The sequence below is a fragment of the Modestobacter excelsi genome (assembly GCF_005930495.1).
Taxonomy (GTDB): Bacteria; Actinomycetota; Actinomycetes; order Mycobacteriales; family Geodermatophilaceae; genus Modestobacter; species Modestobacter excelsi.
In genome coordinates, this window is record NZ_SJEX01000064.1 from 19,707 (window position 1) to 30,729 (window position 11,023).

The 11,023-nt window shown below is 72.2% G+C and carries 9 protein-coding genes and 2 pseudogenes; 2 read left to right on the forward strand and 9 right to left on the reverse strand.

The features are described 5' to 3' along the window. Positions 1-76: 76 nt before the first annotated feature. Positions 77-2,731, forward strand: coding sequence for a hypothetical protein (locus FHL80_RS18405; protein ID WP_138734821.1), 2,655 nt, complete (start codon positions 77-79; stop codon positions 2,729-2,731). Between the two features lie 724 nt (positions 2,732-3,455). On the opposite strand, the gene FHL80_RS18410 is transcribed toward FHL80_RS18405, so the two are convergent. Next, entirely contained in the window at positions 3,456-3,857 is a 402-nt protein-coding gene (locus FHL80_RS18410; protein WP_138734822.1) for a hypothetical protein, read from the reverse strand. 575 nt (positions 3,858-4,432) lie between these two features. Between FHL80_RS18410 and FHL80_RS27110 the strand changes: the two are divergent. Continuing rightward, a pseudogene (locus FHL80_RS27110) lies at positions 4,433-4,887 on the forward strand (ATP-binding protein). A 563-nt stretch (positions 4,888-5,450) separates the two neighbouring features. Here FHL80_RS27110 and nusB read toward each other — a convergent pair. The 8 genes and pseudogenes from nusB to FHL80_RS18455 all read right to left on the reverse strand — a co-directional run. Beyond that, positions 5,451-5,855: a transcription antitermination factor NusB gene (nusB, locus tag FHL80_RS18420; RefSeq protein ID WP_138734823.1), complete on the reverse strand. Its 405-nt coding sequence runs from the start codon at positions 5,853-5,855 to the stop codon at positions 5,451-5,453. Between the two features lie 4 nt (positions 5,856-5,859). Next, positions 5,860-6,420: an elongation factor P gene (efp, locus tag FHL80_RS18425; protein WP_026845080.1), complete on the reverse strand. Its 561-nt coding sequence runs from the start codon at positions 6,418-6,420 to the stop codon at positions 5,860-5,862. Further along, complete coding sequence (locus FHL80_RS18430; RefSeq protein ID WP_138734824.1) at positions 6,421-7,521, reverse strand: M24 family metallopeptidase; 1,101 nt, start codon at positions 7,519-7,521, stop codon at positions 6,421-6,423. It lies immediately after the preceding gene. A gap of 79 nt (positions 7,522-7,600) precedes the next feature. Next, positions 7,601-8,035, reverse strand: coding sequence for a type II 3-dehydroquinate dehydratase (gene aroQ, locus FHL80_RS18435; RefSeq protein WP_138734825.1), 435 nt, complete (start codon positions 8,033-8,035; stop codon positions 7,601-7,603). Continuing rightward, the gene (aroB, locus tag FHL80_RS18440; protein ID WP_138734826.1) at positions 8,032-9,096 is read right to left on the reverse strand and encodes a 3-dehydroquinate synthase; all 1,065 of its coding nucleotides are present in this window, start codon (positions 9,094-9,096) and stop codon (positions 8,032-8,034) included. Before aroB ends, aroQ begins: the two co-directional genes overlap by 4 nt. Next, positions 9,093-9,623: a shikimate kinase gene (locus FHL80_RS18445; RefSeq protein WP_138734827.1), complete on the reverse strand. Its 531-nt coding sequence runs from the start codon at positions 9,621-9,623 to the stop codon at positions 9,093-9,095. The genes aroB and FHL80_RS18445 overlap by 4 nt, the downstream gene beginning before the upstream one ends. Then, positions 9,620-10,798, reverse strand: a complete 1,179-nt coding sequence (aroC, locus tag FHL80_RS18450; protein WP_138734828.1) for a chorismate synthase — start codon at positions 10,796-10,798, stop codon at positions 9,620-9,622. The genes FHL80_RS18445 and aroC overlap by 4 nt, the downstream gene beginning before the upstream one ends. A 28-nt stretch (positions 10,799-10,826) precedes the next feature. Further along, positions 10,827-11,023: pseudogene (locus FHL80_RS18455) on the reverse strand (prepilin peptidase); the annotation flags it as partial.

An 11,023-nucleotide genomic window follows, 5' to 3' on the forward strand; every position in this document is an offset into this window, starting at 1 on the left:
GGGCGACCGGTCAGTAGGTCGCCCCCCTTCTCATCCGTGGACCATGGTGAACTCGCGAGGAGAGCTAGATCCTGACATGGCCATCGCGACGGACACCGATGTCCTGGCGCCCGCGGACCGCCGTGACCACCCCGTGTACCGACTCTCTCCCGGCACCGAACTGCTGGGCGAGTACCGGGACTCCGGACTGGAGACCCCGAAGTACCTCGTCCGCCGAGCGGACGGGCAAGTCATGCAGCTCCCGCGGCTCCTGTACCGGGTGGCCGGGTCCCTGGACGGCCGCGACGCCGGGCGGATCGCCGAGGACCTGCACCGTGAGCTGGAAGAGGAACTGACCGCCGAGCACATCTCCTTCCTGGTCGACGAGCGGCTGCGGCCGGTCGGCATCATCGCCCCCGACGGCGCAGAGTCCGCGCCGTCGCCGGTCATGGCCGACCCGCTCCTCGCGCTGCGCTACCGGGTGGGCGTGCTCCCCGCCGCGGTCTCCTGGCGGGTCGCCGGGCTCCTCCGCCTCTTCTTCGCCCGGCCCGTGTGGGTGGCAGCTCTGGCAGTCTTCGTGGCCGTCCACGCCACGATCGTGGTCCAGGGCGGACTGCTCGACCAGATCCTCGCCGGGGTGGACCAGATCGTCCACGAGCCCGAGCTGATCCTGGCCATGTACGTCCTGACGTTCTTCCTGTCCGGGATATGGCATGAGTTCGGGCACGTCACCGCCTGCCGCTACGGCGGGGCCCGTCCCGGCGACATGGGCATCGGCATCTACATCGTCTGGCCCGCCTTCTACAGCACGGTCACCGACTCCTACCGCCTCCACCGGGTCGGGCGACTGCGCACCGACCTCGGGGGCGTGTACTTCGATGCGCTGTTCCTGACGGGGCTCGGCCTGGCCTACCTGTACACGGGGGAGCCGTGGCTGCTCCTCATGTTGCTCGGGATGCTCGGCGAGACCCTGTCGCAGTTCCTCCCGTCCATCCGGCTGGACGGCTACTTCATCCTCGCCGACCTCGTCGGGGTACCCGACCTCTTCGGCTACGTCTGGCCGGCGGTGAGCTCGCTGCTCCCGGGGCGCCCCACCCACCCGAAGGTCCAGGAGCTGAGGCCGCGGGCGCGCCGCGTGATCATCGGCTGGGTCGCACTGACCGTTCCGCTGCTGGCGCTCTACCTGATCGGCGTCCTTGTCCTGCTGCCCTTCGCCCTGCCGGTGGCATGGACCGGGTTCCTCGAGTACGTGGGCACCCTGGACACCGCGCTGCGGACCGGCGACGTGATCACCAGCGCCGTGGGGGTGTTCCAGCTCTTCCTGCTCGTGCTCCCCTGGGTGGGCGGCGTCCTGATGGCCGGGATGATCTTCGGGACCATCCGGCCGCTGCTGGAGGCCCGCTGGGGATGGGCCTGGACCCGACGCCAGGCCTGGACCGTTGTTCGTCGGTACGCAGCGCTCGGCGTGCTCGGAGGGCTGGCCGTCGCCCTGGTCTGGCGGGTGGCCGCGGTGGCCACGTACGTCCCGGCGTCCGTTGCGGAAGCGCGGATCGCCTCGAGCGCCTTCGGGGCGCCGGAGCTCGGTTTCGCCGCGGCTCCGGACGTCGCCGCCGGCGAGGTGGTGGTGCGTGAGCAGCTGATGGCCTACGCCGACCTCACCGGCGCCTTCGACCGGCACGCCGACGTGCTGACCGGCGCGCGGGAGCTCGCCGTGCTGGCCACCGCCGTCCTCGTCGGCTGCTACCTCGTCCTGGCGCGGGTCCTGCGGTGGCGTTGGTGGGCGATCGCCCTCCCGCTGGCCGCGGTGGCTGCCATGGGGCCGGCCGTCGTCCAGCTGGCCACCGTCGGACCCGGCATCGTCGGAGCGGCCTGGGCGGCCGTCGGAGGCACCCTGCTCCTGGTCGGCCGACATCGGCGCCACGGCCGGCACCGGCCCGAGAACACGGCTGCGAAGAGCGTGATGATCACGTTGGGCGCTGCTGCCGTGGCCGTCGGGGTGGCCACCGCGCCGGTCCTCACCGTTCCCCTGGTGGTCGGCGCCGCCCTGCTGGTACTACGCCCCGGCGACCACCCGGCTCGAGCATCCCGCTGGGTTCCACTGGTGCTCGGCGTGCTCGCGCTGACCGTGCTGACCACCCTCGCCGTTCCCGCGCTGCTGCGCGCGCCGGCCGCTACGACGCTGAGCTCCGCGGAGTGGCAGGTGCTCGTCATCGCGGCCGTCCTCGTCGTCGTCGGGGGCCTGGCCCAACCCGCGCTGCGGACGGTCGCCGCGATCGCCGCCCCGGTGGTCCTGCTGACCCTCCTCCCCGCACCGGGGGCCGACGCCGTCCTGCCGCTGGCCGTCTGCACCGCCACCGGCCTGGGCGCACTGGTGGTCCAGGTCCTCACGCGGCACCCCGTCGAGTCACGGCCACACCCGCTGCTGCGGGCGGCTCTGGCCGTCCCGGTACTCGTCATGGTCGTGGTCGGCGCCCTGTTCCTGCCCACGACGGCGCCGGCGCTGCCGCACGCGCAGGTCGCCGATGTGCTCACCGACCCGGCCTCACCCGTGGCGGCCGTGGCGGCGCCGCTGCCCCTCTGGGCCGATCTGGTCCGGGACGGGGTTCCGGCCGACCGACTGCAACCGAGCGACACCGCCGCAGCCGACGCGACGGACTGGGAGATCGTGGTGGGAGAGCAGGAGTCCGGCCCCCGAGAACGGGTGGTGATCGGCTCGGGCGACACGAGGCTGACTGTCTTCTGGCCGCGGTAGCCGAGGTACCGGCCGTCGATCGGGGGGCCGTCGATCGGGGGGACAGGATCGGGCGTTCATGGCGTTCTCCGCTCATGACTCCGGCGTCGACGTCCCAGAGGCGCGGCTGGCCGGCCAGCGTGGGCTGGTCACCAAGCCGGTCCACCCAACGGCCGTGCGGTGCCCATGGCGTCCGGCATCCGTGGAAGTACGCGCGCGTGGAACTGCGGCGCGCCGGCTGACCGCTCCAGGCTGCTCCCAAGGGGGTGAGATGCCTGTCCGAGGCGGGGCCGCAGAGTGCTCGCCACGACGACGGAGCGGGCACCGGTTCGATGGCCTCGACTGGGCTCGCCCTCCGACCAGTAGCGAAGGGTCGGCCACCGCCGTACGCGGGCGGTCTTCGGCGCGCGGCGTCCAGCCGTCCGCTGTCGCGGCACCGTCACCGTCATCCGCGACTTCCTGGTCCGCTGCCGGGGGTTGGACGGCGGCGTGGGTCCACGTCGAGGGCTGCCGCACCCGACGGAGCCGCCACGGGCCAGTCCAGTGACGATGGGTTGCCTGTCGCCTGCCAAGGACCTCCGTGCGGACTTCTACGCACCCATGGGTCGGGTCGGGCATGGCGAACACGACCCGGCGTTGCTGGCGCGGGCACGACGTCGTCGAGGACGACGTCCCTCCCAGCTCTACGGCGATGACCGGCCATCTCCCTCAGCTACGCCGCCGCGCTCACCATCCGGCCCTGAGCTCAGTGCGGAGAGGCAGTGAACTCCACGATGGCGTCTCCGACGTGCGTGCACCTCAGCGCGAGCGGACCGGTCGTAACGGACTGCCCCTCGGCGCAGGAGACGTCCTGATCGCCCACTCGAATCGTCGCGCGGCCGCCCTTGATCCCGACGAGGGAGATCGTCGTTCCGAAGATCCCCACCATGGAGCCAGTACCTCCCAGCGTCACAGAGCATTCGTTCCCGGAACAGGACACGATGACGGTGGAACTGGAATCCGGCGGGCTGGAGGAATTGTTCGCAACCACGACACTGCTTGCGTAGGAGAAGTTCATGGCATCCAAGGACGTCGTCATCTGGGTGAAGTTGGAGCACGTCACCAGCGACATGACTAGTGCGCACATAGTCAGCAGCACGAGCAGCACTCTTTTGAAAGAGGACTTCGAGCAGCCGAGCGGTACGCGTCACCACCACCAGCAAATCCAGGAAAGCACAGGAGTTTCGTCTGAGCAAGGTCTCTCTGCGCCCGGCACTCTACCGCGTGGGCACGTTGGGTTTGGATCATGCCGACGTGCGCCGAGGACGGATGAGGCGCCAGTTGGACGCCCGTCCCGACCGTATTGGGGCCGTGGGCGCACCTGACCTCCTGTGGGACAGACATGTGGTTGCGACTCGCTTCTACAGTGACGGTCCGACGTTTCCGTGGGGGTTGCTCCGCGGGTGTTGAGTGCCGGTCGACCGTCGAATAGGAGGCCGGGAGCGGGCGCCTTTGCCGATGAACGCCTCGCTCCCCCGAACTGATCGCGCCGAACGCCAGCAGTTCGCGGAGACCGAGCGGTGGATGCCCATCACGTCGTTCATCCCCACACGGGCCGACGCTCGTCAGTGACCTCTCCTGGTCCACAGCGGGGCAGTGCAGTCCACTGGCGCCGAGCGTCAGCACCGGCCGGACCAGACGACGTGAGTCGAGGCTCGGCGCTCACCCGCCGGCCACCGGGTCCTGTTCGGCACCGTCACCGAATGGGTCAGCGGGCCAGCTGAGGCCGACGACGCCGGCCGGCTCCAAGACGGGCTGCGGCGGCTGGGCTGCTGTCCGCTGCACATGGCCGACGAGGTCGGCTACATGCCCTTCGAACTCGAAGCCGCCAACCTGTTCGTCCAGCTGATCAATAGCTGCTACGAACTGGCCTCGCTGATCATCACCTCCAACAAGCCCTTCGGCCGCTGGGTGAGGTCTTCGGTGACGATGTCGTCGCCGCCGCCATGATGGACCGACTCGTCCATCACGCCGAGGTCATCGCGCTCAGGGCGACAATCACCGACGCAGTGACCGAGACCTCGGCTACCCCAGGACGGCCGCCACCGAAGACCGATGACCACAGAGGGGGTCAACTCCACCCCCACCTGGGGGTCAGACTTCGCCCGCCGTTGACAGTTGCCGGTGCGCGCTCCTGAGTCGGGATTGCCCAGTGGGCCATCACCGCCGACCGCGCCCTTGCCGGTGCGTTCCAACGCCGTCGGCGAGCACATCCCGCCGCACCCGGGCCCGGGTCGACGTGGTCGCGTTGGAGGCCGCACTGACCGCTGGGTGCTGGGCCGCCGCGCTCAGGTCCAGCAGCTGCCGAGGCCGGCCAAACACCTGCCGAGCGGCATCTGGTGACGGCCATGGACGCACGACCCTGCGCTGGACCCACCAACCGGATGCGACACAGACCCAGCTCGTGTGCGTGTATGACCTCGTTCACCAGCTGGTCCTCACCAGGCTGCGGTGGCCGGAGGGATGAGATCGCCGCACCTCTGTGCCAGGCGCCCTGCTTGGCCCGGACGGGGTCGTGGTCACCGCCGATGCGTTGCACTGCCGACGCAACCACGTCCAGTTGGTGAATGACCGCGGACGTCACCACCTGTTCACCGTCAAGGCCAATCAGCAGCGGGGTCCGGGTTCGCCGCGCCACGGCTGCCACCGGTCCCGCTCCCTCGATTCTCTGCATCGAGGCACGGGGACAGCGTCGGAAGGATCAGGTGGGGATCTCGGCCTTCACGATGCCGCCGAGGACGCCGTTGACGTAGGCCGGCGAGTCGTCGGTGGACAGCGCCTTGGCCAGCTCCACCGCCTCGTCGATCACCACCGCGTCGGGGACGTCGTCGACCCACAGCAGCTCGTAGACCGCCATCCGCAGGATCGCGCGGTCGACGTCGGGCAGCCGATCGAGCGACCAGCCCTGCGCGTGCTCCTCGATCAGCTCGTCGATCCGGGCACCCTGCTCGACCGCGCCCTCGACCAGCCGGACGGCGTGGTCGGGCACCGGCGGGTTGCCGTCGGCGACGCGGTCACGCAGCACGACGAGCGGGTCGCTGCGGCGCAGGTCGGCCTCGTAGAGGACGTCGACCGCGCGCTTGCGCGCCTTGGAACGAGCGCTCACGAGGTCAGCTGACCCGGCCGAGGTAACGACCGTCGCGGGTGTCCACCTTCAGCTTCTCGCCGGTGGTGATGAACAGCGGGACCTGGATCTCCGCGCCGGTCTCCAGGGTGGCGGGCTTGGTGCCACCGGTGGAGCGGTCGCCCTGCAGACCCGGGTCGGTGTGCTGCACCACGAGCTCCATGGTCACCGGCAGCTCCACGTACAGCGGGGTGTCGTCGTGCACCGCCACGACGACCTCGGTGTTCTCCAGCAGGTAGCTCGCGCCGTCGCCGAGGGTGGCCGCCGGGACGTAGATCTGCTCGAAGGTGTCGCCGTCCATGAAGACGTAGTCGGTGCCGTCGGCGTACAGGTAGGTCATCGAGCGCTTGTCGACGTTCGCCGTCTCCACCTTGGTGCCGGCGTTGAAGGTGCGGTCGACGACCTTGCCCGAGAGCACGTTCTTGAGGGTGGTGCGCACGAAGGCGCCGCCCTTGCCCGGCTTCACGTGCTGGAAGTCGGTCACGGTCCACAGCTGCCCGTCCAGGTTGAGGACGGTGCCGTTCTTGAGGTCGTTGGTGGTAGCCATCTAAAGGACCAGGAGTTCCTTGCTCGTGAGGGTCAACAACTCGGGCTCGTCGTCCGTGACGACCAGGGTGTCCTCGATCCGGACACCGCCGTGGCCGGGCAGGTAGACGCCAGGCTCCACGGTGACGGCCATGCCAGCGCTCAGGGTACCTGCGCCGAGCGAGGAGATGCCCGGAGCCTCGTGGATCTCCAGGCCGACCCCGTGCCCGAGGCCGTGGGTGAAGTGGTCGCCGTGGCCGGCCGCGACGATCACGTCGCGGGACGCCGCGTCGACCGCGGTGACGTCCGCGCCCACCGCCAGCGCCGCGCGACCGGCGGCCTGCGACGCCGCGACCAGCTCGTACACCTCGCGCTGCCAGTCCGCGGCGTGCCCGAGCACCAGGGTGCGGGTCATGTCGGAGTGGTAGCCGGCGACGGTGGCGCCGAAGTCGAGCTTCAGGAAGTCGCCGTCGCGGAGCACGGTCGCGTCCGGGCGGTGGTGCGGGATCGCCGAGTTCGCCCCGGTCGCCACGATGGTCTCGAAGCTGGGGGCCTCGGCGCCCAGGGTGAGCATCCGGGCGTCCAGCTCCCGGCCGACCTCGAGCTCGCTGCGACCCGGCCGGAGCGCGCCCTCGGCGGCGAGCTCGGCCAGCGCCCGGTCGGCGACCGCGCACGCCCGGCGCAGCGCCTCGACCTCGGCGTCGTCCTTGACCGCGCGCAGGGCCTCGACCGCCCGCCGGATGCTGACCAGCTCGGCGGCCCGCCCGCTGCCGGCGGCGTCGGTGAGCACCCGCTCGAGCAAACGCAGCCCGTCGACGGTCACGTCGTGGGACTCGTAGCCGATCCGGGCGGAGCCCCGCCGCACCGCCTCGGTCGCCAGCGCCGAGGTGGTGGCCCGGTCGACCAGCAGCTCGATGTCGGGCACCTGGGTGCCGGCCTGGGTCGTGTAGCGGCCGTCGGTGCCGAACAGGTCCCCGCCGTCGGTGCGCAGCAGCAGCGCGCCGTTGGACCCGGTGAACCCGGTCAGGTACCGGACGTTGAGCAGGTTGGTGACCAGGACGGCGTCCAGCCCGGCCTCCGCAGCCGTGGCCCGCAGCCGGTCGCGACGCCCCGCCTCCCTCATCGTGTTCCCCGTTCGGCTCCGGACTCGTTCCGCTCCTCGGTCGCTGGCGCTCCCTGCGATGCTCGCTCGCCCGTCGCCTTCACCGGACCCCCGTGCCGGCCAGGTAACGCAGCGCCAGCTCGTAACCCGCGATGCCCAGACCGGCGATCACGCCGTCGGCGACGCCGGAGACGTAGGAGTGGTGCCGGAACGCCTCGCGCCGGTGGATGTTGCTGATGTGCACCTCGACCAGCGGTCCGGTCAGCGCGGTGAGCGCGTCGGCCAGCACGACCGAGGTGTGCGACCAACCGCCGGGGTTGATCACCACGGCGTCCCCCGCGTCGGTGGCGTCGTGCACCCAGCCGAGCAGCTCGGCCTCGGAGTCGGTCTGCCGGACGACGACGTCCAGCCCGAGCTCCGCGGCGGCGGCCTCGATCAGCTGGACCAGCTCGGGGTACGTCGTGTCGCCGTAGATCAGCGGCTCGCGGCTGCCGAGCCGGCCGAGGTTGGCGCCGTTCAGCACCTGGATGGTCATGCGGCCTCTCCGTTGACTGCTGCCCAGGCGGCGTCGAGCCAGGCCTGGTCGGGGTCGGTCAGGATCGTGGGGTTGCCGAGCCCGTCGAGGACGACGAAGCGGAGCGACGCACCGCGGGCCTTCTTGTCGATCCGCATCACCGACTGCAGGGCCGCCCAGTCGCCGCGGTAGCTCGTCGGCAGGCCCATCGCGGCGATCAGCGCGCGGTGCCGGTCGGCGTCGGCCCGGCTCAACCGCCCGGCGGCCGCCGCCAGCTCGGCGGCGAAGACCAGGCCCACCGCGACCGCCTCGCCGTGCCGCCAGCCGAAGTCCTCGACCCGTTCGATGGCGTGCGCCAGCGTGTGGCCGTAGTTGAGGAACTCGCGGCGGCCGGTGTCGTAGAGGTCCTCGCCCACGGCGTCGGCCTTGACCTGGACCGCCCGGGCGATGAGCTCGGCGGTGTCGGCGCGCCCGGTCGGGTCGGCCTCGAGCAGGTCCAGCACCCGCCCGTCGGCGATGAAGCCGCACTTGACGACCTCGGCCAGCCCGGACCGGAACTCCGCCTCCGGCAGCCCGGCGAGCGCGTCGGTGTCGGCCAGGACGGCGGCGGGCGGGTGGAACGCGCCCACCAGGTTCTTGCCGGCGGCGGTGTTGATGCCGGTCTTGCCGCCCACGGCCGCGTCGACCATGCCGAGCAGGCTGGTCGGCACCTGCACCACCCGCACGCCGCGCAGCCAGGTGGCGGCGAGGAACCCGGCCAGGTCGGTCACCGCTCCCCCGCCGATGCCGACGACCGCGTCGGAGCGGGTCAGCCCGAGCCGGCCGAACTCCTCCCACGCGCCGGCGGCCACCTCGGCGGTCTTGGCCGCCTCGCCGTCGGGGACGACGACCGCCTCGGCGGCGACCCCGGACTGCTGCAGCGTCTCCACCGCCGCGCCGGCCGCGGCTGCGAGCGCACGGCTGTGCACCACGGCGGCCCGGGCGGTCCCGTCGAGCACGAGCCCGAGCTGCACCTGCACCCCGGGGCCGATGACGACGTCGTAGGGCCGGTCGCCGGCCACCGTGATCCGCTGCGCGGTCACCGCTGCACCGACCCGACGGCGGCCAGCACCTCGGCCACCACCTCCTCGACCGGGCGGCCGGAGGTGGAGACGGTCACCGTGGCGACCTCGGCGTACAGCGGAGCGCGGGCCTCGAGCATGGTGCGCAGCATGGCGCGTGGGTTGACCGCGAGCAGCGGCCGGTCCCGGGAGAGCCCCGCACGCTTGGCCGCCGAGGCCACGTCGACGTCCAGCCAGAGGACCAGGGTCCCGGCGCGGCCGCAGGCGACCAGCAGCTGCCGGGTCGCCGCGCTGGTCACCGCGCCGCCGCCGAGGGCCAGCACGCCGTCGTGCTCGGCGAGCGCGCGGGCGACCGCCCGCTCCTCCAGGGCACGGAAGTGCGGCTCACCGGAGGTGACGAACAGGTCGGCGATCGTCGTCCCGGTCTCGGCCTCCACGTCGGCGTCGGTGTCCCGGAAGGCCAGCCCGAGCGCGGCCGCGACCGCCGTCCCGACGGTCGTCTTGCCCGAGGCCGGCGGGCCGACGACGACGAGGGCGGGCCCGGTCACCGGTAGGTCAGCGCGTCGAGGTAGCCCTGCACGTTGCGCCGGGTCTCGGGCACCGAGTCGCCGCCGAACTTCTCCAGCGCGGCGTCGGCGAGCACCAGGGCCACCATCGCCTCCATCACGACGCTGCCGCGGGGGACGGCGCACGCGTCGCTGCGCTGGTTGATCGCGACCGCGGCCTCACCGGTGGCGGTGTCGATGGTGGCCAGCGCGCGGGGCACGGTGCTGATCGGCTTCATCGCGGCCCGGACCCGCAGCACCTCGCCGTTGGTCATGCCGCCCTCGATGCCGCCGGCCCGGTCGGTGCGGCGGGACAACTGGCCGTCGGCGACCTCGATCTCGTCGTGGGCCACCGAGCCGCGGCGGCGGGAGGTCTCCAGCCCGTCCCCGACCTCGACCGCCTTCACCGACTGCACGCCCATCAGCGCTGCGGCCAGCCGGGAGTCCAGTCGCCGGTCCCAGTGCACGTGGCTGCCCAGACCCGGCGGCAGGCCGTGCACGACGACCTCCACGACCCCGCCGAGGGTGTCCCCGGACCTGCGCGCGTCGTCGATCTCCGCGGTCATCCGCTCGCTGGTCGCCGGGTCGGCGCAGCGCACCGGGTCCTCGTCGAGCCGCGGGTTGTCCTCCGGACCGGGCAGCACGCCCTCCGGGACGGCGACCGGGCCGATCGCGACCACGTGGCTCACCACCCGCACGCCGAGCACCTGGTGCAGGAAGGCCTGGGCGACCGTGCCGAGGGCGACCCGCGCCGCCGTCTCCCGGGCGCTGGCCCGCTCGAGCACCGGGCGGGCGTCGTCGAAGCCGTACTTCTGCATCCCGGGCAGGTCGGCGTGGCCGGGCCGGGGGCGGGTCAGCGGGGCGTTGCGGGCCTGACCGGCGAGCACCTCGGCGTCCACCGGGTCGGCCGCCATCACCGTCGACCACTTCGGCCACTCGGTGTTGCCGACCTGGATCGCGATCGGGCCGCCCTGGGTGACGCCGTGGCGCACCCCGCCGGTGATCGTGACCTCGTCCTGTTCGAAGCTCATCCGCGCGCCGCGGCCGTGGCCGAGCCGGCGCCGGGCCAGCTGGAGGTCGACGTCGGAGGTCTGCACCCGCACCCCGGCCGGCAACCCGTCCAGCACGGCGGTGAGCTGCTGACCGTGCGACTCACCTGCGGTCAGCCAGCGCAACATGGCCACGATCCTAGGAGTCGGAGGACCCTCACCCGAGGGGCAGGGGTGCGGCCAGGCACATCGCGACGTAGGCGCCCACCAGCAGCGGCGGGCCGAACGGCACCCGGGTGCGCCAGCCGGCCCGGCCGGCGGCGATGAGCAGCACCGATCCGAGCGCGCCTCCGAGCAACCCGGCGAAGACCCCGCCGATGAGCACGCCCCACCCCGCCCAGCCCAGGACCATCC

Coding starts and splice junctions, on each gene's coding strand:
- FHL80_RS18405 (WP_138734821.1), top strand. CDS start 77: ATGGCCATCGCGACGGACACCGATGTCCTGGCGCCCGCGGACCGCCGT.
- efp (WP_026845080.1), bottom strand. CDS start 6,420: ATGGCTACCACCAACGACCTCAAGAACGGCACCGTCCTCAACCTGGAC.
- FHL80_RS18430 (WP_138734824.1), bottom strand. CDS start 7,521: ATGAGGGAGGCGGGGCGTCGCGACCGGCTGCGGGCCACGGCTGCGGAG.
- aroQ (WP_138734825.1), bottom strand. CDS start 8,035: ATGACCATCCAGGTGCTGAACGGCGCCAACCTCGGCCGGCTCGGCAGC.
- aroC (WP_138734828.1), bottom strand. CDS start 10,798: ATGTTGCGCTGGCTGACCGCAGGTGAGTCGCACGGTCAGCAGCTCACC.